This window comes from Stenotrophomonas sp. 24(2023), from assembly GCF_030913365.1.
Taxonomy (GTDB): Bacteria; Pseudomonadota; Gammaproteobacteria; order Xanthomonadales; family Xanthomonadaceae; genus Stenotrophomonas.
This window is the reverse complement of sequence record NZ_CP133160.1, coordinates 4,454,088-4,477,180: the sequence shown is the minus strand read 5'-3', so window position 1 is coordinate 4,477,180 and position 23,093 is coordinate 4,454,088. Positions and strand designations below refer to the sequence as shown.

Sequence of the window (23,093 nt, the reverse complement as noted above, 5' to 3'; positions counted from 1 at the left end):
GGCGTCATCCCATCTTGGTCAGCGTATTGGCCAGCGCCACCAGTGCCGGTCCGGCCAGGACCAGCATCAGCGCCGGCAGCAGGGTCAGCATCATCACCACGGTCATCTTCACCGAGAGCTTGCCGACCTTTTCCTTGAGCGTGTTGCGGCGTGCTTCGCGCAGGCGCAGGCTGAACTGGCGCAGGGGTTCCTGCACCGCGCCACCGTGGGCATGCACCTGCAGGATCAGCTGCACGAGGCTGCCCAGGTCTTCATCGGCATAGGTCTCGTTGAGCCGGCGCAGCGACTGGGCGCGGCTGCGGCCGTGCATGTAGGCCACGTTGGCCTCCTGGATTTCCTGGCCCAGCACGGGCAGGGCATCGCGCAGCTTGTCGCCGAGCATCTGCAGGCTCTGGTCCATGCTGAAACCCACGCCCTGCAGCAGGCGCAGCAGGTCGATCAGCAAGGGCAGTTCGCGTTCCACCTGGCGGCGCCGGCGCCGTGCCCAGCCGCTGAGCAGGAACTTGGGCAGCAGCAGGCCGGTGGCCAGCGCACCGATGACCACCATCAACCGCGACAGGCCGCTGGTGTCGGTCAGGCCCAGTGCGAGCAGCAGCACGATCAGCGCCAGCAGCAGCCGCAGTGCCAGGTAGACGGCGGCACCGCGACGGGTGTTCCAGCCGCCCAGGTCGAGCAGCAGGCGATCCTCCTGGGCCAGCAGGGCCGCTTCGATCTGGCCGCCGCTGAAACGCTGGCCAAGCGCGGCCAGCCAGCCCAGGGTGAGCTGGCCCGTGCCCGGGCTTGCACCTGCGCCGGCATCGGCAGGCGCGGCGTCTGCCTGTCCCCGCAGCGCGCTGCGCAGGGCGCTTTCGCTGCGCTGTTCGCGCCCGCTGCGGACCCAGCCGCCGAGCCCCAGCAGGGCTACGCCGGCAGCCAGCAGCAGCAGGGCGAGAGCGAACCACAGGGCGGCGTTCATATCGACCTCGCCAGCTTGTAGAGCAGGCCGCCGCCGATCAGTTCCAGCGCCAGGGCCAGGCCCAGCACCTTGTGGCCGAGCGGATCGTGCAGCACCGGCTGGAAGAACTCGGGGTTGGTGATGGCCATCAGCACCGCGCAGGCCGGTGGCAGCAGGCCCAGCACCCAGGCGGACATGCGCGTTTCAGAGGTGGTGGCGGCCAGTTCGTGCTGCGCCTGTTCCAGGTCGCGCATGAAATCGGCCATGCGCTGCAGCACCTGGTCGGCACGGCCACCGATGCGCACGCTCACACCCAGCACCACCGCCAGCACGTTGAGCACTTCCATGCGGTAGGGCTGGCCGGCCTGTTGCAGGGCGCGGTCCAGGTCCATGCCGCTGCGGGCGTTGCGCACGGTGGTGTCAAGCAGTTCGCGCAGCGGCGATGTGGTCTGGGTGCTGGCGTTCTGGAAGGACATCTGCAGGCTGTTGCCCAGTGCGGTCAGCCGCACCAGGTTGTCGAGGAAATCCGGCAGCTGGTGCAGCAGGCGCCGTTGCAGGCGGGTGATGCGGCGCACGATCCACAGGCCGCAGGCGATCAGGTAGACCAGCAGGGTGATCGGCAGCATCCACGCGGTGCCCAGCCGGGCCATGCCGAACAGGGCCAGCGCGATGCCCGGCAGCAGCAGGAGCACCGGCACCTTCCAGCCGACGGGCAACCCGGCACGCTGCAGCACGCCATCCCACGGCAGGCTGCGTGGCGCTTGCGCGCTGGCTGCCGGCATCGCAGGTGGGGCACCGCCGGCACGGGTGGGGTCACTGGCCAGTGAAGTGATCGGGCCACTGCGGGTCAGCTGCTGTTCGGCATGCTGCAGCGAGGCCTGTTGCTGTTCGCGGTTGCTGGCGGTGCCCCACAGCCACAGGGCGGCGGCCACCAGCACGGTGGCACCGGCTATCAGCAGCAGGACCAGGCCTGTTCCCATCAGAAGCCTCCGTACAGGGAATCGCGCAGCAGCTGGCGGAACGGTTCGAGCTTGTGCGAATGCGGGTGGAAGCCCAGGCCGACCCAGCGATCGACTTCGCGGCCGTCGCCATCGATCTGTACTTCGTGGCGGAACATTTCCTGGGTGGAGATCAGGTTGTCGCTGACGCCGGTGATTTCCGTGATCGATACCAGCACCCGGCGGCCACTGCCCAGGCGCGAGATCTGCACGATGAAGTCGATCGCGCTGGCGATCTGCCGCCGCAGGCTGTCCTCGCTGCCCTGGAAGCCGGCAAAGCCGGCCAGCATCTCGATGCGGTACAGGCAGTCGCGCGGGGAATTGGCGTGGATGGTGGCCATCGAGCCGTCGTGGCCGGTGTTCATGGCCTGCAGCATTTCCAGCACTTCGGCCCCCCGGACTTCGCCGACCACGATGCGGTCCGGGCGCATGCGCAGGCTGTTGCGCACCAGGTCGCGGATGCTGACCGCACCATGCCCTTCGGCACCGCCGATGCGGCTTTCCAGGCGCACCACATGGGGGTGGTTGAGTGACAGCTCGGCGGTGTCCTCCACGCTGATCACGCGTTCGGTGACCGGGATGTAGCTGGCCAGCGCGTTGAGCAGCGAGGTCTTGCCGGAACTGGTGCCGCCGGAGACCAGGATGTTGCAGCGGCCCAGCACCATCGCCCGCAGCAGGGTCTGCATCGGTGCATCGAAGGTGCCCTTGGCCAGCAGCTCGTCCGGAGTGAACGGGTCCTTGCGGAACTTGCGGATGGACACCATCGGGCCATCCACGGCCAGCGGCGAGATGATCGCGTTCAGGCGCCCGCCGTTGGGCAGGCGCGCGTCGACCATCGGGTTGGAATCATCCAGGCGCCGCCCCAGCGGGGCCAGGATGCGGCGCAGGATGCGCAGCAGGTGGGTGTCATCGGTGAAGCGCTGGGTGGCACGCCGCAGCATGCCGCCCTGGGACACATGCACATCCTTGAAGCCGTTGATCAGGATGTCTTCGATGGTCGGGTCCAGCAGCAGGTCGTCCAGCGGCCCGAAGCCGGTCAGCTCCTTGACCAGCCCTTCGGCCACCACCTGCATTTCTTCTTCGTTGATCGGGATGCGCCATTCCTGGATGAAGCCGACGGTCTGCACTTCGACCCAGCGCGCCACCGTGTCCGGTGCCCAGGCATCGATGTCGATGCGTTCGTCCTCGATGCAGTTGAGCAGGTGCTCATGCGCGGCCGAGAGCACTTTCTGGTACTGCTCGGTCTGCGCGAAGGGCAGGTTGCCGGCCCCGTGGTCCAGGCCGGTGGTGCGTGCAGCGGCATGCGGGAACGGGGTCACTTTGTCTTCCATTGCAATCCACCCAGGGCAGAAGCCAGTCTTTCCCGCAGGCCGTTGGCCTGGACCGGGCAGGCTGCCGGGTCCAGCCGCGCAACAAGCGGGGCGAGTGCACGAAGATACGGGTCACGGGGGGCGTCACGCAGCAACAGCTGGCCACGGCTGGCCGCGGCCCGCACGCGCGGGCGCTCGGGCAGGGTGGCCAGCAGGGGCAGTTCAAAGCGGCGGGCGATCTGGTCGGGGGGCAGGCCACTGCTGTCGTCATGGCGGTTGACCACCAGATGCAGGCGCTTTTCACGGTCGCGCTGGCCAGCCAGGTGCTTGAGCGCCTGGTCCAGGGAAACCAGGGTGCCGATGGCCGCATCGGCCACCAGCCAGATTTCATCGGCCTGCTCCAGCAACAGCGGAGGCAGTTGCCGCAGCGGGCAGCCGCCGGCATCGCACAGCACGCTGGCGAACACGCTGCGCAGCCGTTGCAGCAGGGCGCCGGGATCGGACGGCGGAACAGCCTCGCCACCGCTGGCGCGGTCCAGCAGCACCAGCCCGCTGTCATGGCGGGCCATCGCGGTACGGGCCAGCGTGGTATCGATGCGGCTGGCGTTGCGCAGCGCGTCCTCGTAATGGAAGCGGCTGTCCAGGTTGAGATACAGCGCCAGGTCGCCGGCCGGCTGTGCCAGCTCCATCAGCAGCCCGTCGCGGGTGTTGTCGTCCCCCTGGGCCAGGGTCCGTGCCTGCTGGGCCAGCACGCCCAGGTGGGCGGCCAGGGTACTGGTGCCAACCCCGGCGCGCACGCCCAGCAGCACGACCAGCCGCGCCTTGTGCGCGGCCTGCGGCTGCGCGGCCGCGCGCGGTGACAGGGCGCGGCGCAGGGCGGCTTCCACGCCGGCGTTGTCGCTGTCCAGGTCCAGCACGTCACGCACGCCGGCGCGCAGGGCCAGCACCACGCCCTCGACCTGTGCGGCGCCGGTGCCGCCCACGGCAACCAGCAGCAGTTCCGGCTGCGCCTGCTGCAGCTGCTGGGCCAGCGCCGCCGACGCGGTGGCGTGCTCGGGACGGAAATCCAGCAGGACCAGACTCTGTGGCCCGCGCTGCAGGTCCTGGGCGGAGGTCGGTTGCTGGCTGTCCTGCCAATGCAGCTGGGTACCCGGTGGCACCTTGGCGGCCACCCGCGGCAGCAGGTCGCGGTCCATCCCGAACAGCACCAGGTTCATGGCGGGTCCTTGGGGATGCAGCGGCTGTGCGGTGGCATACGGCATGGACAGAACGATCCTGGCATGGGGTCAGCGGGAGAAACCGGGAAGGACATCCGGCCCGGCCGGGCCGATCAGCCACGCGCCCCATTCGGGCAGGTTGGGCTTGGCCTCGCGTTCGCCGGGCAGCGGCAGTTCGGTGTTGCGCGCCAGGGGCTGCACCAGGCGCGGGGTGACGATGATGACCAGCTCCTTGTCCTGGCGCTTGTAGTCCAGGTTGCGGAAGAACGTGCCGATGATCGGCAGGTCGCCCAGCAGCGGCATCTTGTTGACGGTCGATGCCACGGTGGAGCTGACCAGGCCGCCGATCACGAAGCTCTCGCCATCCCCCAGTTCCACCGTGGTGTCGGCGCGGCGGGTGCTGATGGAGGGAATCTGCACGCCGTTGTAGCTGAGGGTGTTGCTGTAATCCAGGTCGCTGGCTTCCGGGGCGACCTTCAGGGCGATGCGGTCCGGGCCGAGCACGGTGGGCGTCACGGTCAGGCCGATGCCGAAGGGCTTGAACGTCACCGTGGTGGTGCCCAGGCCCTGGGGCTCGAGGATCGGCAGTTCACCACCGGCCAGGAAACTGGCGCTCTGGCCCGACAGCGCCACCAGCGTGGGTTCGGCCAGCACGCGTGCCAGGCCGTTGCTCTGCAGCAGTTCGACATCGGCGTTCCAGCGCCCCTTGGTCGAGCCGAACAGCAGGCGGAAGGCGGAGGAGACCGGGGATTCCTTCTCGTTCTCGCCCTGGGGGGTCTTCATGCCGGGCAGGACGCCGGTGTAGCCGGGGAAGTTGCCGCCGGGGCGGACCAGTCCGTAGGAGAAGCCGCCGTTGTTGTTGCCGAAACTCACGCCGACCTGGCGCAGGGCGGTCTTGTTGAACTCGACCACCTTCACTTCCACCTGCACCACGCCGCCACTGCTGATCTGCGAGGTATCGGCCAGCTGGCCCTTGTCGCCCAGGGCCATCGTCGCGGCCTTCTGCGCCTGGATGTGTTCCAGTGCTGTCGGCGTGGTGCCCTGCAGCAGGCCCTGCTGGTCCTGCTGGGTGAACTGCAGGCCGCTGCCGGCGGAATCGGCAGCGCCCTGCACCGCGCTGCGTACGCGGACCAGCAGGCGCTGTGGCTCTGCCTGCTTGTGGTGCCACAGCAGCAGGGTCGTGCTGCCGGGGGCCTTGCCGACCAGCAGTGCCTGGCGCTGCCCCCGCAGCATCACGATGTCGGCCACGGCCGGATCGGCGATGGCCACCCGTTCCAGGTTCGCCGGCAGTGTCCACGGGCGCTGTTCGCGGGTCTGCAGCACCAGCTCGTCGGCCGCCTGCAGCGCCGTGCCCGGCAACAGCACCAGCAACAGGACGAGCCGCCAGCCAAAGCGGCGTGTGGCGGAACCGGGGGCAGTCGGGCGGGGCTCACTCATGGGCGGTCTCGAGGAGGGTCAGAGGGATCCGGACGGCGTGCCGCCGGTGCCACGGATGATTTCGATGCCGGTGCTGCGCGGTGTGCTGCGCCGTGGCGGTGCAGGCGTGGACGGCGCGGTGGCCGCCGGGCGTGCAGCGCCGGGCTGGCCCGCCAGCGCGTCGCCATCCAGGCCGGCATACGCATTGTTTTCCGGTCGCTGCAACGCCTGCTGTTGTTCGGCATCCAGCCCGCGTACCGGCGCCAGCACGCCACGTGCCTGCGGGAACAAGGCCAGATCCGGTGCCCCCTGGTCGGCGGGGTTGCGCAGGGCCAGGAACAGCTTGCCTTGCTGCGCTCCCAGCAGCAGGCGGTTGGCATCGGCCACCGGGACGGCCAGCACCGCGCTGCGCGCGGGCGGCGCTTCGGTACCACTGGTACCGCTGCTGCGCGCGCCGCCCTTGATGTCCGCAGCGCGTGGGTCGTCGTTGGCAGCGGTGTCTTCCGTCGCCGCAGGCGGTGCGGCCGCAGCGATGTCCTGCTGGCCGTAGCTGAGCACGCGCAGGCGTGACAGCAGCAGGCGGGTCTGTGCGACTTCGTTGGCCGAGCCGTAATTGGTGGCCGACTTCAGGTTGAGGAAGACATCGACGAAATCACCGGGCAGGATGCGGTTGCCGGCGCCGACCAGTTCATCCACCGGCACGGCCAGGGCACGTTCGCCGGCACGCAGCTGCAGCGAGAAACCTTGGGCCAGCACGCCCTGGACGATCGGGCTGCCTTCGGCGACATCATGCAGGGGAACCGCACCGACCACAGCGGACAGATCGGTGATCGCGCCGTGCACCGGTGCGGTGCGGCGTGCCACGCGCACGCTGGCGGCGCTGATCGGTTCGCCGGCGGGCAACCGGGCAATGGCTTCCACCACCGGTACGCTCTGCGTGTCCTGCGCGGCGCTGGCCGTGATCGGCGCCGGGGCGCTGGCCGGCGCGGCGCGGCGGCTGACGAACAGGGCAACCACCGCCAGCACGACGGCCAGGGCGATCAGGGCGATGGCAACGATTCGGGTCAGCTTGAGCATGGGGACCGTCTCCTGGACCGGCCGTCAGTTGCTGTTGCCAAGATCGAGCTGGGCGACGGCGACGCTGCGGATAACGTCTTTCATCACCCAGCCATAGACCCGCCCGGTGCCGGGCAGGAAGGGATGGTTCCTGTAGTCGTAGCTCACCGTGACGGTGATGCAGCTGGCCGCTGGCAGCCCCGTGCATGGGGTGGCGGCCGACACCACGATGGCGCCGCTGCCACCGCCGGTGCAGCTCGGGGACTGTCCGGAAAATTCAAGCAGCCACTGCATCGAGCGGCGTGCGGCTTCACAGGCGGCGACACGGCGCTCATCGTTGCTGGCAAAGCGCAGCGAAGCACGCGCACCTTCGGCCGATGCGGTGGCCAGGGTCTGCTGCGCGGCCATGATGAGGACGCCGGAAAACGTGAACAGCAGCAGCGGTACCAGCCCGAACATCAGCATCAGGGCATATTCGATGGTGACGACGCCGCGCTGGCGCCGGCCTGTCGTATTCATGGCGAACCTCCGTGCACGGTCCACAGCACCCAACCGATTGCCGCGATGCCCATGTAGGCGGCATAGGGGATGCCCTGGCGGCCCTGGCGTGCGCCCTGCATGCGCTGCACCGAGGGGCGGTTGCGCCAGTAGCGGTGGCTGCGCTCCCACTGCAGCTGCAGGGGCGTGGGCAGCACCAGCGGCAGGCGCGCGCAGGCCAGCACGGCCACGGCATGGGCACCGGCGGCCAGGCTGGCGATGATCCACACCGGCAGCAGGGCATGCATGCCCAGCAACAGGCCGATCACCGCGAAGAACTTGACATCGCCGGCGCCCATCCAGCCGATCGCGTAGAACGGCAGCAAGGCCACCAGGCCGAGCAGTGCACCGAGCAGGTGCGGCATCCAGGCCGCGGGTGGCCCGATGAACTGCCCGGCCAGCAACGCCACCATCGCCAATGCGGATGTGCCCAGCAGCCAGGCATTGGGCACCCGACGTGCGTACAGATCGCTGATCGCGATCCGCAGGCACAGTCCGATGGCCAGCAATCCCAGCAACGTCATGGCACGCCCCCGTCGTCCCCGTGGGGACAGGCTGATGGAATCAACCGCGCCAGCCGCCAGCTGCCGCGGAAGATGCGTTCCTGCGTTTACAGGACTCAGGCCGAGCTGGCGGCGCCGTCGACGATGGTGGTGAGCTTCTCGAAGAGGTTCTTGAAGAAGGTCCCGATTTCGTCCTTGGCGACCACCACCAGCACGCCGGCGATCACGGCGGCCAGCAGGCCATATTCAAGCGCGGTCACGCCATCTTCTTCGACGAGGAATCTGCGGATCGATGCGTTCATGACAAATGTCTCCCTGTACCTGTCAGTCGTCTATACGACACCTGCGATGGAGGATGGTTTTCCGGCTCCGCCGGACCCATCCACTGATGTCGCGCCATCCTGGCGCGGGGTGCTGCGGAATGATCCGCATCACGGCATGGAACCGGCCGTTTCCACCCTGGGGGCAGTTGCAGGCATGCGACCGCGCGGCGCCGGGCCGGTGGTCGTTGCGGGTGCATTGCATGAAGCGTTCATGGCGTCCCCTGGGTGATCCGGTCCTGCGATACAGCGCCGTCACCGTGATTCGACTTTCACCTGAATACTCACGGTACGCAACTGGAACATATACGCAAATTCGGCAGAGTTGTGTGTTGCTTTAGTGAATTATTCAACCCTGTCACGTATTTTCGATTTGGATCGATTTGCGTGCGGATTAATCAATGTCGTGCATGCGAAAACCATGCCACTGGCGTAGACATTTTCTTCACGGATGTATCGTCATGTATTGCTTGTTTCCGCACTAAATGCGGGCGACCGCTTTGAAGGTTTATCGGGCATACTCGGGGCGCACAAGGGTGTTTTCTCGAGGGTGTGCAGGACAGGGAAAGTGCCGCCATGACAAAGGATTGTGCTCCAAGCAGGCCTGGTGGCTGGCGGCCACTGCGGCCGGGAGAGTTGCCAAACGGGGGGGACGTCACTGTCATGGTGGATGGTGGGGTGGACGACATTGCTGATGGCGAGCTGCGGTCGGTGGACCTGGCGACCCTCAGCGGACTGCTGCGGGTCTGTGACGTGGAACTGCTGCTGCTCGACGGCAACGGTCCGCGCGCGGCGCTGAGTTCGCGCGTGCACGACGAAGTGCTGTTCTGCAGCGTCACCTGCGGGTTCCATTGCCGTGGCCGCTTCATGCTGCCGCCGGACTGGGCCATGCTCGGCTACCTGCACGCCACGGATGAAAACGCCAGCTGGTGCCACGGCGTGCCGTTGAGCGCGGGCATGGCCATTACCGTGCTGCCGGAGGGCATCAGCGAATTCACGCTGAGCCCCGGTACGCGGCTGACCCTCATGCTGGTGCCGCTGGCCCGCGTACAGCAGAAACTCTCCGAACTGAGCCTGCTGCGCACGCCGCCCTCGGGCCAGGCATTGAGCCTGTTCAATCCGGCGGGCACGGACGGGCCGCTGGCGTGCCATTACCGCCAGTTGCACGACGTACTGGCGCAGGGTGGGGGGACGCTGCAGCCCGACGAAGCCCAGCGCCTGCTGCACGAGCACGTGCAGGCGTTGCTGGCTGCCGGCCCGGGAGACCGTCCAGGCTTCAGCCGGGCGCGCCGCACCCATTACCTGATCGCGCAGCGTGCCGAGAATTTCATGCGGCTCAACCTGCGCCGCAATATCTACATGAATGAGATATGCGATGCCGCGGGCGTCAGCGAACGCGGGCTGCGCTATGCCTTCGAGGACCTGTTCGGCATTTCGCCCAACCGCTACCTCTCGATGCTGCGCCTGTGCGCGGCCTGCCGCAGCCTGTCGATGGCCGATGCACACCGCCGCTCGGTCAAGGCCATCGCACTGAGCTGCGGCCTGTGGGATCTTTCGCGTTTCGCCGATAATTACCGGAAGGTATTCGGCGAGCTTCCGCGCGATACCCTGATGCGCGCGCCGGCGCAGCTGGGCCAGCAGGCCTGAGCGCCGCCGCACAAGGCCTGGCGGGCCGGTGCTGCCGAATCTGCATATTCGCCTGCCGATTAACCCCGTCGTTTTGCCGGAATGCGCGATTGCCGTGCCGGAATGAAGTGCACGGGTGCATGGCCAACGGATGAAATGTCAGTCACCTGCCGAAAGGCACGTCCACCGACATTCATAACGTTCGTCACGGGGGAAATGCTCATGAACCGCATCTTCCGGCGGGTATGGAACCGCCAGCTCAATGCCCTGGTAGTGGCCTCGGAACTGGCCAGCAACGACGGAGGCAACGCCTCGACCATCGACCAGCGCCACGCGCTGCTGGTCCCCAGCGCACTCACGCTGGCCGTGCTGTGCGCACTCATCGCAGGACCCGCACGTGCGGAAACCAGCCAGAGCCTGCGCGACCTGCAGGCGCTGGCCGCCAAGTACACCCAGGCCATGCCGGTGAAGGTCGACGCCGAAGTGGCGCTGGCCGCTGCGGCGCGCCAGGCCCAGGCCAGCACCGCCATCGACCCGTCCGCGCGCGTCGGCCTGCAGCTCAACACCACCCAGGTGCCGGTGCTGAAGGACGTGCTGCCGGCCAAGGTGCAGGTCACGCTGGATGCCGGTGCGCGCCCGCAGCAGGTGGCGGCACCGGGCCTGGTGGCCGATGTGCGCGCTACGGTGGGGCTGGGCGCAGGCACTGCGCCGGCCGCTGCGGTCGATGCGGGGCTCGGCGCCCAGCTTGGCGCTGGCAGCGCCGGCAACGGTGCGCTGAACGCCAAGGTGGATGCCTCGGCGAACGTAGCTGCTGCGCCGCTGCCGGTTGCGGCAGCCGTTGCCGCGAAGGCGGATGTGGCCACGGTGGTGGGTGCCGCGTCCGGTGCCAGCGCCACTGTCTCCAGCACGGTCGATTCGAAGCTGGCGCTGGCCGGCAATGCGATCGAAGGGCAGGGCAGCGTGGGTGCGACGGCGGCCGCGAAGCTGGCGGTCAAGGAGGAAACACCCGCCGATACGCATGATGTCGCGCTGGCGGCCGGCCTGGATGCAGGCGCCGCCGGCAAAGTCCGCGTGCAGGGCCCGGACGGCGCCGAGGTGGTGGCCGACCGCAACCTCAAGCTGGCCGGCACCGCCGCAACGGCGGCGCAGACGCAGTCGCTCGGTCTGGGCACCATCCTCAACGGGGTGGGCTCGGCGGTGAACAACCTCGGCGGTGCCGTCGGCAACCTGCTCAATGGCAACGTCAACGGCGCGGTCAATGGCATCGGCAATGCCGTGGGCGGCCTGGTCGGTGGTGTCGTGGGTGGCCTGGGCCTGAGCTCGCCTTCGGCCATTCCGCCGGGCAGCCCGAAAGCACCGGCGCCGGCCGATCCGAATTCCGGCGTCATCGTCGGTACCGGCGGCCTGGTTGGCGGCCTTGGCCAGCTGCTGGGCCCGACCACCAGCGCGCTGTTCGGTGGCGATGGCTACCTCAAGAACGGCAACACGCGTGTGAGCAACGCCAACGTGATGCAGACCTACTCGGTCACCAGCGTGCTGGGCATTCCGGTGGTCAACCTGAGCCCGGTGGGCAACACGCTCAACGGCCTGGGCGGCGCCACGACCGGTGGCAGTTCACACCTGACGCTGATCGGTGGCGTCACCTCCGACAGCTACATCTACAACATCAACAACGGCAACCCCAACGGCCTGCTGGGCCTGCTGCTGCCGAACCAGTCCCCGGCCTGGGCTGCCAAGTGCCTGGACATCGGCCTGGCCGACATCTCCTGCTGGGCGGTCAATGCAGCGCAGGACTACCAGGTGCTGATGGGCGATGGCGCCTATGCCAATGGTTCGCGCGAAGTGGTCATCGGCGCCAACGCACGCCATGAACTGCCGCGCGTGGATGCCAACGTGGCCTTCCCCGGCAACGGCACCAATGACCCGAGCGATCCCACCGGTGTGCCGACGGCCGACTACGCGGCACGCATGGGCCATTCGGTGATCGTCGGTGACAGCGCCAAGGGCACGGCCAACGGCCAGGTGCTGCTGGGTGCCGAAGCGACCTCCAGCAAGGCCAATTCGGTGGCACTGGGCTTCCGCTCGGCGGCCGAGCGCGGCGCACAGGCCAGCTATGCGGCCTATGGGCTGAACACCCCGCAGGTGTCGGCCGGCGAAGTGTCGGTCGGCATCGCCGGTGCCGAACGCCAGATCACCAACGTGGCTGCCGGCAGCAGCGGCACCGACGCGGTGAACGTGGCCCAGCTGCAGGGCGCCATCAGCCAGATCGACGATCTGGCCGGTGCCGCGGTCACCTACGATCTGGATGGCCTGGGCAACCCGAACTACCGCCGCGTCACCCTCGGCGGCGGCACCGGCACCACCACGCTGGCCAACCTGGCGGCCGGTGCGGTCAATGCCACCAGCACCGAAGCGGTCAACGGCACCCAGTTGTTCGCCACCAACGATGCACTGGCCCGCTTCTTCGGTGGCCGCGCGGCGTTCGATCCGGCCACCGGTGCCTTCACTGCGCCGCTGTTCGAGATCAGCACGATCTCGGTCGATGGCGCCGTGGCGTCGGGCCTGTACGACAACGCCACCGATGCCTTCGACGCGGTCGATGGTTCGCTGGCCAACCTCAACACGCAGATCACCAACATCCGCAACGGTGGCACCAAGTACCTGCGCATCAATTCCAACGGTGCCGAGGCGGTTGCCAGCGGGCTGGAATCGATCGCCGTCGGCAGCGGTGCCACGGCCACGGCCGCCAACAGCATCGCGGTGGGCGCCGGCAGCGTGGCCGACCGGGCCAACACCGTGTCCATCGGTGCCACCGGTGCCGAGCGCCAGGTGACCCATGTGGCCGCCGGTACCGCCACCACCGATGCGGTGAACCTGGGCCAGCTGCAGGCATCGGAAGCCGGCGCACTGCGCTATGACCTCAACGGCGATGGCAGCGTCAACCTGGCCAGCGCAACGCTGGGGGCGGCCGGCACGCCGACCGCACTGCGCAACCTGGCAGCCGGGCAGGTCAGCGCGGCCAGCAGCGATGCCATCAACGGTGCGCAGCTGTTCGCCGCCAACCAGACCGTGGCGACGCACCTGGGCGGCGGTGCCAGCGTCGATGGCAACGGCGTGGTGCTGGCCCCGACCTATACGCTGAACAACATCGGCGCCAACGGCGCGGTCACCACCGGCGACTATCGTGACGTCGGCAGTGCCTTCGATGCGGTCAGCAACTCGCTGGCCAACGTGGCCGACCAGACCGGGGAGATCGACAAGCTGGCGGTGAAGTACGACGCCGATGCCAACGGCAATGCCAGCAGCCGCATCAGCCTGGGCGGCGCTGCCGCCACCGCGCCGGTGAGCATCGGCAACCTGGCGGCCGGGCAGGTGAGCGCCACCAGCAGCGAGGCGATCAATGGTGCCCAGCTGTTCGCCACCCACACCACGCTGTCCAGCTACTTCGGTGGCAGCACCGCCTTCAACAGCACCACCGGTGTGTGGACGCCGCCGACCTTCCGCATCTCCTCCATCGCCACCGATGGTTCGATCCTCACCAACGACTACCACGATGTCACCGTGGCGTTCTCGGCGGTGGAAGGTTCGCTGCTGAACCTCAATACCCGCATCGACAATGGCGGCAACGGCGGCAGCCCGTTCCTGGCGGTCAACTCCACCAAGGGACCGGCGGTGGCCGGTGGCAGCAACGCGGTAGCGCTGGGCCCGGTGGCCAGTGCCGGCGGTGCGGCCAGCGTGGCGATCGGTGACGGCGCCAATGCCAGCGCCGACAACAGCGTGGCGCTGGGGGCCGGTTCGGTGGCCAGCACCGGGGCACAGAGCGGCTACACCGGTGCCTATGGCGCGACCGGCGGCAGCAACTCGGCCGGCGAGGTGTCCGTGGGCAGCACCGGCGGCGAGCGCAAGGTCACCCACGTGGCCGATGGCTCGGACCGCTACGATGCCGTCAATGTCGGGCAGCTGCAGAACGGCGTGAACTACGCCATCGACCAGTCCAAGGCGTATACCGACCAGCGCATCACCAACATCAACAACGGCACGTCCGGCATGTTCCAGGTGAACAACACCCAGAACCTGGCCGACCCCTCGGCCACGGGTGCCAACTCGGCTGCCGGCGGCGCCGGCTCCAAGGCCGCCGGTGCCAACGCTACCGCGCTGGGCAACGGGGCCTCGGCCCAGGCCGACAACTCGGTGGCACTGGGTGCCGGTTCGGTCGCCAGCCGCGCCAATACGGTGTCGGTGGGCAGTGCCGGGGCCGAGCGCGCCATCACCAACGTGGCCGACGGCACGCAGGCCACCGATGCGGTCAATGTGCGCCAGCTGCAGGCCTCGCAGCAGGGCACGATCCGCTACGACACCAACGTCAACGGCACCACCAACCTGAACAGTGTCACCCTGGGCAGCACCAGCACCGGCCCGACCACGGTACGCAACGTGGCCGCCGGCACGGCCGGCACCGATGCGGTCAACGTCGATCAGCTGAAGTCGGGCATGGCACAGACCCTGGACTGGTCCAAGGCCTACACCGACGAGCGCTTCAACGGCTTCGACCGCGATCTGCGCAAGACCGACAACCGTGCATCGGCCGGTGTGGCGTCGGCGATGGCGGTGGCGGCATTGCCGCAGCCGACCGAAGCGGGCCGCAACATGGCCTCCATCGCCGCTGGCAGCTTCAACGGCGAATCGGGCGTGGCGGTGGGTATCTCCGGTGTCTCCGAAGGTGGCCGCTGGATCTACAAGTTCAGCGGCTCGACCAACAGCCGCGGCGACGGTGGCGTATCGGTGGGTGCGGGCATCCAGTGGTGACCGCACGCAGGCAGCAACGGCAGCCGGGGCCGGCCAGGCCTGCCCCGGCACGCAACACGACTTCAAGGGGGAACACCATGAACCTGCAATCCTTGCTGCCGCCGGCCCGTACGGCCGCGCTGCTGGGCATGGCCATCACCGCATTGCTGCTGGCTTCCTGCCGCAGCAGCGCGCCCAAGGCCGACGCTGTCGCCGCCGATGAAACCCCGGTGGTCTTCCCGGACCCGGGCAAGGCCTATTTCAAGGAAGGTACCTACCCGGATGTGTCCGACCTGCGGCGCTTCGCGCCCGGCATGAACAAGCGCCAGCTGTATGACCTGCTGGGTACGCCGCACTTCAGTGAAGGCATGTGGGGCGTGCGCACCTGGAACTACCTGTTCAACTTCCGCACGGCGCAGGGCACGCAGTATTTCAGCTGCCAGTTCCAGGTGCAGTTCGACAAGAAGGGCGTTGCCCAGGGCGGCTACTGGAAGCCGGCGTCGTGCGCGGCCGTACTCGACCCGCCGCGCCCGCCGGCACCACCACCCACACCGGCGCCCGCGCCGTTGCCGGAACAGCCGCTGCGGCTGTCGGCCGATGCACTGTTCGGTTTCGACAGTGCCACCCTCAGCGCCGAGGGCCAGGCGGCGGTACAGGGTGTGCTGGCGCAGGTGCGCGAGGCCAGCCAGGTGCAGTCGATCCATGTGGTGGGCTACACCGACCGCATCGGCAGCGACCGCTACAACCAGGGCCTGTCGCAGCGCCGCGCCGAGGCCGTGCGTGCAGCGCTGGTGCGCGGCGGGGTGCCCGCCACGGCCATCACCGCCGAAGGGCGGGGGCCGGCCGAACCCCTGGTGCAGTGCGCGCAGCGCAGCCAGCGTGAGCTGATTGCGTGCCTGGCACCGAACCGCCGCGTGCAGATTTCCGGCGTCGCCCGCGCGCCGTGATTCCTTTTGCCGCACGTCGCTGGCCATGGCGTGCGGCCCCCGCGTCCCCCCTGGTCGGCCGGCAGGCCGTGGCAACGTCTCCCCCGTCTCTCCACGCCTGCCGGCAGACCAGGTTCTTCTTCCAGGTGCCAGCATGAACGCCCAACTGTCCATGAAGACGGAAACCACCCTGAGCGTGTACGGCCAGCTGGGCAACCACGCGGTCGTGCGGATTCCCGGCCGGCGCAACCCGGGGCTGATCCTGCAGGCGGAAACCGTGGCGGGCTTCCTGGCCCAGCTGCAGGAAACCCAGGCCAGCCTGCGCAGCGGCCGCGCGCAACGCGCCGATGGCGAACTGGATGTGCTGATCGACATGCTGCAGCAGTGGATGGCGCTGATCGAATCGCGCCTGGCCGATGCAGGTGAAGCGCTGGGGTAGGCGCGTGCGATGCAGAGGGCTGTTGTGCGGGAAACCGCCATGCACCGTGCTTTCCATCGACGGGCGCCCTGGCGCCCGCGTTCGCCGTGCACCCCGGCACGCCTCATCCGCCGGCCATGCCGCGCGCCTCAATCCCGCGTGCTGACTTCCCACGTGGCATGCAGCACGCCCGGCACGTGTTCCAGCCGTGCTGCCACCAGGTCCAGCTCGTCGGCGCTCACTGCGGTGCTGACCAGCACGGCGATGACATCGGTCGGTGCGTCGGCGTGCTCCACCAGCTGCACGTCGCCCACCGGGTACTGTGCGGCCTCCAGGATCTCCACCAGCCGCTCGCGGGCGCGGGGCACGGCATCGGCATCCACGCTCAGGCGAACCTCGTAGGTGGCTTCGCTGGCCGCCTCGTTGATCGGGATGCGGTTGATGGCATTGACCAGCGGCCGCAGCAGGGTGTTGCCGGCGATCACCAGCACGGCCAGCAGCACGCCTTCGGCCAGCATGTCCGCACCGGTGCAGCTGCCGACGGCGGCCGAGCACCACAGGGTCGCGGCGGTGTTCAGCCCCCGCACGTTCATGCCTTCCTTCATGATGACGCCGGCGCCGAGGAAACCGACACCGGAGACGACATAGGAAATCACCCGCACCGCCTCGGCGCTGCCGGCGATGCGCATGCCCAGGTCGACGAAGGCGGCAGCGCCCACCGCCACCAGCACGTTGGTGCGCAGGCCGGCGGTACGTTGCCGGTACTGGCGTTCGGCACCGATCAGCGTGCCCAGCACGAAGGCCGCCACCAGGCTGATCACGGTGTCCAGGAAGGGGCCGGACTGGAAGGTTTCGACGAAGCGCATGGCCGGAGTCTACCCGCAACAGATGACGGTAAGCCCCGCCCACCTGCGGTGGCCGGGGGGCTCAATCGGTGTCGTCGACCCGCTCGCCCATCAGTTCGCGCTGGCGCTTGTCCAGTTCCTCGGCATAGCGCTTGCGCACGAAGGCTTCGGAGACCACGCCCAGTACCTGCCCATCGACGGCCACCACGGCCAGTTCGTCGGCCTGGGTCTGGTCGAAGCGCTGCATCACGCTGACCACGTCGGCGTTGGCCGGCAGCGCCACGTCGCGGTTCTCGGCGTACTGGCCCACGGCGGCCCCGGCGTCCACGCCGTCGCCGAACAGGCGTGGCACCGGCACGATGCCGGCATAGTGGCCTTCGCTGTCGATCAGCACCACGCGGCTGTTGGAACCCAGCGGGAAGCGCTGGCGGAAACTGGCCACGTCCAGGTCCGCCGGCGCGGTGGCCACGCCCTTGCGCATCATCCGCCCGGCGCTGAGGTTGTGCACCCAGCCCACATCGCGCGCGCTCTTGATGGTTTCCCCGCGCAGGTGCATGCGCCAGGTCGAGAACGAATAGCCGAACCACTGCCGCACCAGGGTGCTTGCCACCAGCACCGCGCTCATCACCACGCTGGTCAGCAGGAAGTCGTGGGTACCTTCCAGTACCAGCATCGCCATGGTCATCGGTGCACCGACCACGGCAGCGGCCAGGGCGGCCATGCCGGCCAGTGCCGCCGATGTGGGGTCCAGCACCGGCACGCCGGTGGCCCAGGTGAGCAGGCCGGCGAACAGCGTACCCACCAGGGTGCCCATGAACAGCGAGGCGAAGAACAGCCCCCCACGGAAGCCGAACCCCAGCGAGATGCCCGAGGCCAGGCACTTGAGCAGCAGCAGGCTGCCGATCCACAGCAGCGGCAGGTGCGTGGTCAGGTCCAGGTGCAGCGCGCCGTGGCCGGAGGACAGCACCTGCGGGCTGGCCATCGCCAGCGGGATCAACAGCAGGCCCCCCACCACCGGGCGCCCCCACAGGGGCAACGGGCTGCGCTTGACGGTGCCTTCGATGGAGGCGATCAGGCGCATGATGCCGATGCCCACCATCGCGCAGGTGCAGCCCAGCAGGCCGTACAGGGCGTAGTCGGTGGCGCTGACATCGATGGTGGAAGCCGCCGGCAGCAGGTAGGCGGGAATGCCGGTCTGGTCGGCGACGAAGGCCCCGGCCAACGCAGCCAGCGCGACCGGCGCCAGCGCAGCGGGGGTGTAGGCGCCGATGACGATCTCGAAGGCGTAGAACGCGCCGGCCAGGGGGGCCCCGAAGGCCGCCGCGATGGCGCCGGCGGCGCCGGCACCGACCAGGATGCGCACGTCGTTGCGGCGCAGGCGCATGGCCCGGCCCAGCTGCGAGCCGCTGCCGGCCCCCATCTGGGTGTACGAGGCCTCCAGCCCGACCGAAGCGCCGAAGCCGTTGGAGAGCATGGTCTGGGTGAGCACGATCAGGTTGTCGCGCATCGACATGCGGCCGCCGTGCAGGGCATTGGCTTCCACGGCATCGAGCAGCGGCCGCTTGAGGCGGCTGGCGGCCAGGCTGACCAGACCCACCAGCAGGCCACCCAGCGGCAGCACCAGCAGGGCGGTGAAGCCCAGCGCAGGTAGCGAACTCAGCCGTACCTCATCGTCCAGCCCGTACAGCCAGCCCTGCAGGGCGTGGGCCAGGCCGGACTGCAGCAGGGTCAGGCCGCCGGCAATCAGGCCGACCAGCAGCGCCAGGGCGATGAACCACAGGTCGCTGCCACGCAGGCGCAGGCGCAGGCCCTGGAAGGCCAGGTGCAGGCGTGATGGTGACGCAGGGGCAGGCATGGGGGCGCATGATACGCCGCCCCCGTGACAGTGGCCCTCACCCGTTCAGGCGGCAGCGCCTCAGAAGCGGTAGCGGCCCTGCACGTAGAACGTGCGCGGGGCACCGACCATGCGCCCGGCATTGCCGTCCACGTTGCGGGTGTACCAGCGCTTGTCGGCCAGGTTGTTCACACCCAGAGTCAGTTCGGTGCCGCTCTGCCAGGGCAGTTCCCAGCTGACCTGCGCATTGACCAGGCGCACGCCGGGCACGCGGCCGACGCGGGCGTCGGGCGTTTCCACCCAGGTGTTGGCCGCATCGGCGAACTGGCCGCTCTGGTGGGTGCTGGACACGTTGAAGGTCCAGGTGGCCAGGGTGTAGCGGGCGCCGATGCTGTCGGTGTCACGCGAGTAGAACGGCACGTCCAGCCCACGGTTGTCGCCGGACTGCTGGATCGCCTTGGTCCAGGTGTAGTTGGCGTACAGCTCCAGGCCGGCCAGGGCGCTGTCCTCGGCGAAGTGGTATTCCAGCGCGCTTTCCACGCCCTTGTGGTCGGTGGCGCCGATATTGCGGAAGGTCGGCGGGGTGACGCCCGGCACCTGCAGGATCTGGTTGTCGAAGCGCATCTTGAACACGGTCACTTCCGCTCGCAGGGCTCCGTCCTGCCAGCGCGCGCCCAGTTCGGTGGTCTTGGCCACTTCCGGGTTCAGCGGGTTGGTCGCGCTCTGCGAATTGAGCTGGATGTTCTGCACCGGGCCGAAGGAGGTGGTGTAGTTGCCGAACACGGTCAGCTGCGGGGTCAGCAGGTAGGACACGTTGAGCGAGGGCAGCGCCTTGTTGTTGCGGCTGCTGAAGGTGGCGGTGCCGCCGGCCTGCTGGCGGTCCATGTCGATCCACTCCTGGCGCACGCCCGGGGTGATGCGCCACTTGCCCAGCGCGATGCGGTCATCGATGTACAGCGAGTGGGCGTCGGTGGCGTTGTCGAAGCGGGTGGTCGCGCTGGGCACGCCGGTGCGGCGGTTGACGGTATAGCTGCGGTCGTTGCCGCGCTCGCGCAGGAAGCGGTAGCCCACGGTCACGTCGTGCACGCTCGGGCCCCACTGCAGGCGCTGGGTGAAACGCGGTTCGATGCCCAGCACGCGGTAGTCGCGGGGCTGCACGGTATCCTGGGTACGGGCATCGTTGACCAGCTGGCTGGCCCGGGTGCTTTCGTTGTAGTACGCCAGCACCTCGAATTCGCGGGTGTCGGACAGGCTGTTGGTGTAGCCCAGGTCGATCCCGGCGCGGTGGCCCTTCCAGAAGTCGCTCGGGCGGGTGTTCTGGAACGGATCGGCCTCGAACTGCGCGCGGTTGAGGCCGCCCGGGGTCAGCGAGCGGACATCGTAGTAGGACAGCTTGGCGCGCAGTTCCTGGCGCTCGTCCAGTGCATAGGCGAACTTCAGGGCCAGGTCGTTGAAGCGGTCGTCGCTGCCCTTGCGCCAGCCGGTGCCGTCCTGACCGGAATAGAGCAGGGCGGCGCCCAGGCCGTTGCTGGCGGTGCCGCCCAGGAACGCGCTGTACTGGGTGTTGTCGCCGCCACCGTGGTCATAACCGGTATAGCGTGCGCTGGCCTCGCCATGCAGGCCCGGCTCGGTGGGAATGGCACGGGTGCTGAAGTTGATGATGCCGCCCACGTTCTGCGGCCCATAGCGCACGGCACCACCGCCGCGCACCACGTCGATCGATTCGATGTTGGACAGGCTCACCGGCGAGAACGACAGCTGCGGCTGGCCATACGGGGCCACCGCCAGCGGCACGCCGTCCAGCAGCACGGTCGAGCGCGGCGAGTAGCGGCCGGTCAGGCCGCGGACGCCGATGTTCAACGACACCGAACTGCCGGCCGTGCCGGAATTGTCGGTGACCTGCACGCCCGGAATGCGGCGCATGGCATCGCCGACACTGGCGGCACCGCTGGCCTGGATCTGCTGGCGGTCCACCACCGTACGCGCACCGGCGAAGCTCTTGACGCTGTCGTGCAGGCCGGTACCCAGCCAGCTGCTGGAGACCTGGATGCTGTCCAGCGTGGTCGGGGAGGTGTCGGCGCTCTGCGCGTGGGCGGCGGTGGCCAGGCACAGGGAAATGGCGGCGGCCAGCGGCAGGCAGGCGCCACGGGTGGGGCGCAGGTTCAAGGCGGACATGAGCGGGGACGGGACCAGGAAAAGGACGCGTGGAAGGAAGTGAGAGCGTAAATGCGAATTATTAACGATCCCGATTGCCATTGGAATCGCCGCCTGTTCAGCCACGGCCGTGACGGCGAGCGCCGATGCTAGAGTGGCCGCCTGTTTTCTTCCTGATGAGATGGTCCATGCCCAGCGCCGCCTTCTACCCCGTCGGAACCCCTGGCCAGCCGTGGGGGGCGGCCGAACGGGAGCAGTGGCGCGCCCGCCAGCAGCGCCTGCGCCGCTACGACACGGAGGTGGTGCCGCGCATCGAGGCCCTGGCGGCGGCGCCGGGCCTGCAGAAGGTGGCCTATGGCCAGCTCGACTATGCCGGCGACACCTACACGCTGTATGCACTGCGCAGCGCCGACTGGAACCCGGCGCTGCCGGCAGCCCTGGTGACCGGGGGCGTGCATGGCTATGAGACCAGCGGCGTGATGGGTGCGCTGGAATTCCTCGAGAAGCACGCAGCGGACTACGCCGGCACGCTCAACCTGCTGGTGGCACCGTGCGTGAACCCCTGGGGTTTCGAGCGGATCAACCGCTGGAACTTCGATGCGATCGACCCGAACCGCAACTTCCGCGCCGATGGCCCGGCCCGTGAGGCCACGGCGCTGATCGAACTGATCGCACCGCTGAAGGCGCAGTTCGTGGTGCACATCGATCTGCACGAAACCACCGACAGCGATGAGAGCGAGTTCCGCCCGGCCCTGGCCGCGCGCGATGGCAAGCCGTTCGAGCCGGGCACCATTCCCGATGGGTTCTATCTGGTGGACGACAGCGCCAACCCGCAGCCGGCGTTCCAGCAGGCGGTGATCGCGGCGGTGGAGGCGGTTACCCACATCGCACCGGCCGATGACAAGGGCGAGATGATCGGCTCGCCGGTGGTGGCCCATGGGGTGATCGAGTACCCGCTGGCGAAGCTGTCGCTGTGCGCGGGCATCACCGGCGCGACGTACACCACGACCACCGAGGTCTATCCGGACAGCCCGCGCGCGACCGAGCAGCAGTGCAACGATGCCCAGGTGGCGGCGGTTCGTGCCGCGCTGGCGTACGCACTGGCGCATCGCTGAGGCACGTTTCCGGGGCCAGCGCCCTTGCCGCAGGAAAGGGCGCTGATTCCGCGGCCATCCCGGTGTACTAGCCGAACGCTTCAACCCACCACAGGGCTGCCGGTCCGGGTGGGGTGTCGCGCCGCCATACCAGATCGCTGTGCACGCGATGCGGCCAGCCTGGCAGCGCCAGCTCCAGCAGCTGGCCCCGGTCATAGCGCTGCACCAGCGCACGCGGCAGCTGGGCCCAGCCCAGCCCGTCCTCGGCCATTTCCATCACCATCAGGTAGTCCGATGCGCTCCATGACGTGCCGGTTGCCGCCTGCTGGTGGTCGGCCTGTGCACTCAGCCGTATCTGCCGATGGCGGGGAAGCTGGCCGGCCGCGCGCCGGCCGGCATCCGCCAGTGGATGCGACCTGGCCACATATACCGCCAGTTCACTGTGGTGGGCCAGCGGCTGTACCTGCAGCTCGGCCGGGTACTGATCCTGGCGCGGCAGCAGGCCCAGGTCCGCACGGCCGTCCAGCACGCTGCGCAGCACGTCGTGGCCTTCGGCATCGAGCCATTCCAGCGCGATGTCCGGGAAGCGCTCGGCGAAGCGCTGCAGCAGCCGCTGCCCGGGGTCCAGCTGGTACACGTCGGACAGCACCAGGGTCAAGCGGGGTTCCACCGGCGCGGCCAGGCGCATGCTGAGCTGCTGCAGGCGCTGGTCGGCCGCCAGGATCTCCTGTGCATACCCCAGGACCTGGTGGCCGGCCTCGGTCAGCTGCGGGTAGCGCCCGCTGCGGTCGAACAGGTCCACGCCCAGTTCGGCTTCCAGGTGCGCAATGGCGGTGCTGACCGTGCTCTGCGTCTTGCGCAGCCGGCGTGCCGCCGCGGAAAACGAGCCCAGCGCCGCGGCCTCGACGAACGCCTGCAGGGATTCGGGGGAGTAGGGCATCGATCCATCGCCTCTATCGATGGGTTCCATCTTTGTAAGGCCGTAAAAGGCGATGATACTGGACCCCGTCGCCCCGGTCTGCGGGCGACTTGAATCCCTCCACGCACAGCGTGGTTCAACCGGTTGCCTGTGGCGCCGGCCCGGCAAGGGCCGGGTACGCCTGGCAGCGCCTGGCCCGCG

At 68.7% G+C, this 23,093-nt stretch carries 18 protein-coding genes; 5 read left to right on the top strand and 13 right to left on the bottom strand.

Going from position 1 to position 23,093, the window contains the following annotated elements:
* Positions 1-4: 4 nt before the first annotated feature.
* From Q9R17_RS20340 to Q9R17_RS20300, 9 genes are all read right to left on the bottom strand, one after another.
* Positions 5-955, bottom strand: coding sequence for a type II secretion system F family protein (locus tag Q9R17_RS20340; RefSeq protein WP_308156392.1), 951 nt, complete (start codon positions 953-955; stop codon positions 5-7).
* On the bottom strand, positions 952-1,914 hold the full coding sequence (locus Q9R17_RS20335; RefSeq protein WP_308156391.1) for a type II secretion system F family protein: 963 nt from the start codon (positions 1,912-1,914) through the stop codon (positions 952-954). The genes Q9R17_RS20340 and Q9R17_RS20335 overlap by 4 nt, the downstream gene beginning before the upstream one ends.
* Positions 1,914-3,263 (bottom strand): CpaF family protein, encoded by a 1,350-nt coding sequence (locus Q9R17_RS20330; protein ID WP_308156390.1) that lies wholly within the window; start codon positions 3,261-3,263, stop codon positions 1,914-1,916. Before Q9R17_RS20330 ends, Q9R17_RS20335 begins: the two co-directional genes overlap by 1 nt.
* Positions 3,248-4,504 carry a fimbrial protein gene (locus Q9R17_RS20325; protein WP_308156389.1) on the bottom strand — a complete coding sequence of 419 codons (1,257 nt, stop codon included), beginning with the start codon at positions 4,502-4,504 and terminating at the stop codon, positions 3,248-3,250. The genes Q9R17_RS20330 and Q9R17_RS20325 overlap by 16 nt, the downstream gene beginning before the upstream one ends.
* A gap of 24 nt (positions 4,505-4,528) precedes the next feature.
* Positions 4,529-5,896: a type II and III secretion system protein family protein gene (locus Q9R17_RS20320; protein ID WP_308156388.1), complete on the bottom strand. Its 1,368-nt coding sequence runs from the start codon at positions 5,894-5,896 to the stop codon at positions 4,529-4,531.
* Between the two features lie 18 nt (positions 5,897-5,914).
* Positions 5,915-6,952 (bottom strand): Flp pilus assembly protein CpaB, encoded by a 1,038-nt coding sequence (gene cpaB / locus Q9R17_RS20315; protein ID WP_308156387.1) that lies wholly within the window; start codon positions 6,950-6,952, stop codon positions 5,915-5,917.
* A 24-nt stretch (positions 6,953-6,976) separates the two neighbouring features.
* On the bottom strand, positions 6,977-7,450 hold the full coding sequence (locus Q9R17_RS20310; protein WP_308156386.1) for a pilus assembly protein: 474 nt from the start codon (positions 7,448-7,450) through the stop codon (positions 6,977-6,979).
* Entirely contained in the window at positions 7,447-7,992 is a 546-nt protein-coding gene (locus Q9R17_RS20305; RefSeq protein ID WP_308156385.1) for a prepilin peptidase, read from the bottom strand. Before Q9R17_RS20305 ends, Q9R17_RS20310 begins: the two co-directional genes overlap by 4 nt.
* A gap of 95 nt (positions 7,993-8,087) precedes the next feature.
* Complete coding sequence (locus Q9R17_RS20300; RefSeq protein WP_308156384.1) at positions 8,088-8,273, bottom strand: Flp family type IVb pilin; 186 nt, start codon at positions 8,271-8,273, stop codon at positions 8,088-8,090.
* 681 nt (positions 8,274-8,954) lie between these two features.
* Here Q9R17_RS20300 and Q9R17_RS20295 point away from each other — a divergent pair.
* The 4 genes from Q9R17_RS20295 (at position 8,955) to Q9R17_RS20280 (ending at position 16,067) form a co-directional block, all read left to right on the top strand.
* Entirely contained in the window at positions 8,955-9,938 is a 984-nt protein-coding gene (locus tag Q9R17_RS20295; protein WP_308156383.1) for a helix-turn-helix domain-containing protein, read from the top strand.
* Positions 9,939-10,139: 201 nt separating this feature from the next.
* Positions 10,140-14,723 (top strand): YadA-like family protein, encoded by a 4,584-nt coding sequence (locus tag Q9R17_RS20290; RefSeq protein ID WP_308156382.1) that lies wholly within the window; start codon positions 10,140-10,142, stop codon positions 14,721-14,723.
* Between the two features lie 77 nt (positions 14,724-14,800).
* Entirely contained in the window at positions 14,801-15,649 is an 849-nt protein-coding gene (locus tag Q9R17_RS20285) for an OmpA family protein (RefSeq protein ID WP_308156381.1), read from the top strand.
* A gap of 133 nt (positions 15,650-15,782) precedes the next feature.
* The gene (locus Q9R17_RS20280) at positions 15,783-16,067 is read left to right on the top strand and encodes a hypothetical protein (protein ID WP_308156380.1); all 285 of its coding nucleotides are present in this window, start codon (positions 15,783-15,785) and stop codon (positions 16,065-16,067) included.
* Positions 16,068-16,195: 128 nt separating this feature from the next.
* Here Q9R17_RS20280 and Q9R17_RS20275 read toward each other — a convergent pair whose 3' ends face one another.
* The 3 genes from Q9R17_RS20275 to Q9R17_RS20265 all read right to left on the bottom strand — a co-directional run bounded on the left by Q9R17_RS20275 (position 16,196) and on the right by Q9R17_RS20265 (position 20,900).
* The gene (locus Q9R17_RS20275; protein WP_308156379.1) at positions 16,196-16,912 is read right to left on the bottom strand and encodes an MgtC/SapB family protein; all 717 of its coding nucleotides are present in this window, start codon (positions 16,910-16,912) and stop codon (positions 16,196-16,198) included.
* Positions 16,913-16,973: 61 nt separating this feature from the next.
* Positions 16,974-18,746, bottom strand: a complete 1,773-nt coding sequence (locus Q9R17_RS20270; RefSeq protein WP_308156378.1) for a chloride channel protein — start codon at positions 18,744-18,746, stop codon at positions 16,974-16,976.
* A gap of 60 nt (positions 18,747-18,806) precedes the next feature.
* On the bottom strand, positions 18,807-20,900 hold the full coding sequence (locus Q9R17_RS20265) for a TonB-dependent siderophore receptor (protein ID WP_308156377.1): 2,094 nt from the start codon (positions 20,898-20,900) through the stop codon (positions 18,807-18,809).
* Positions 20,901-21,067: 167 nt separating this feature from the next.
* On the opposite strand from Q9R17_RS20265, the gene Q9R17_RS20260 reads away from it, so the two are divergent.
* Positions 21,068-21,994 carry a M14 family metallocarboxypeptidase gene (locus tag Q9R17_RS20260; RefSeq protein ID WP_308156376.1) on the top strand — a complete coding sequence of 309 codons (927 nt, stop codon included), beginning with the start codon at positions 21,068-21,070 and terminating at the stop codon, positions 21,992-21,994.
* A 67-nt stretch (positions 21,995-22,061) separates the two neighbouring features.
* Here Q9R17_RS20260 and Q9R17_RS20255 read toward each other — a convergent pair whose 3' ends face one another.
* Positions 22,062-22,913: a LysR family transcriptional regulator gene (locus tag Q9R17_RS20255; protein ID WP_308156375.1), complete on the bottom strand. Its 852-nt coding sequence runs from the start codon at positions 22,911-22,913 to the stop codon at positions 22,062-22,064.
* Positions 22,914-23,093: the final 180 nt, after the last annotated feature.

Coding starts and splice junctions, on each gene's coding strand:
- Q9R17_RS20340 (WP_308156392.1), bottom strand. CDS start 955: ATGAACGCCGCCCTGTGGTTCGCTCTCGCCCTGCTGCTGCTGGCTGCC.
- Q9R17_RS20335 (WP_308156391.1), bottom strand. CDS start 1,914: ATGGGAACAGGCCTGGTCCTGCTGCTGATAGCCGGTGCCACCGTGCTG.
- Q9R17_RS20330 (WP_308156390.1), bottom strand. CDS start 3,263: ATGGAAGACAAAGTGACCCCGTTCCCGCATGCCGCTGCACGCACCACC.
- Q9R17_RS20325 (WP_308156389.1), bottom strand. CDS start 4,504: ATGCCGTATGCCACCGCACAGCCGCTGCATCCCCAAGGACCCGCCATG.
- Q9R17_RS20320 (WP_308156388.1), bottom strand. CDS start 5,896: ATGAGTGAGCCCCGCCCGACTGCCCCCGGTTCCGCCACACGCCGCTTT.
- cpaB (WP_308156387.1), bottom strand. CDS start 6,952: ATGCTCAAGCTGACCCGAATCGTTGCCATCGCCCTGATCGCCCTGGCC.
- Q9R17_RS20310 (WP_308156386.1), bottom strand. CDS start 7,450: ATGAATACGACAGGCCGGCGCCAGCGCGGCGTCGTCACCATCGAATAT.
- Q9R17_RS20305 (WP_308156385.1), bottom strand. CDS start 7,992: ATGACGTTGCTGGGATTGCTGGCCATCGGACTGTGCCTGCGGATCGCG.
- Q9R17_RS20300 (WP_308156384.1), bottom strand. CDS start 8,273: ATGAACGCATCGATCCGCAGATTCCTCGTCGAAGAAGATGGCGTGACC.
- Q9R17_RS20295 (WP_308156383.1), top strand. CDS start 8,955: ATGGTGGATGGTGGGGTGGACGACATTGCTGATGGCGAGCTGCGGTCG.
- Q9R17_RS20290 (WP_308156382.1), top strand. CDS start 10,140: ATGAACCGCATCTTCCGGCGGGTATGGAACCGCCAGCTCAATGCCCTG.
- Q9R17_RS20285 (WP_308156381.1), top strand. CDS start 14,801: ATGAACCTGCAATCCTTGCTGCCGCCGGCCCGTACGGCCGCGCTGCTG.
- Q9R17_RS20280 (WP_308156380.1), top strand. CDS start 15,783: ATGAACGCCCAACTGTCCATGAAGACGGAAACCACCCTGAGCGTGTAC.
- Q9R17_RS20275 (WP_308156379.1), bottom strand. CDS start 16,912: ATGCGCTTCGTCGAAACCTTCCAGTCCGGCCCCTTCCTGGACACCGTG.
- Q9R17_RS20270 (WP_308156378.1), bottom strand. CDS start 18,746: ATGCCTGCCCCTGCGTCACCATCACGCCTGCACCTGGCCTTCCAGGGC.
- Q9R17_RS20265 (WP_308156377.1), bottom strand. CDS start 20,900: ATGTCCGCCTTGAACCTGCGCCCCACCCGTGGCGCCTGCCTGCCGCTG.
- Q9R17_RS20260 (WP_308156376.1), top strand. CDS start 21,068: ATGCCCAGCGCCGCCTTCTACCCCGTCGGAACCCCTGGCCAGCCGTGG.
- Q9R17_RS20255 (WP_308156375.1), bottom strand. CDS start 22,913: ATGCCCTACTCCCCCGAATCCCTGCAGGCGTTCGTCGAGGCCGCGGCG.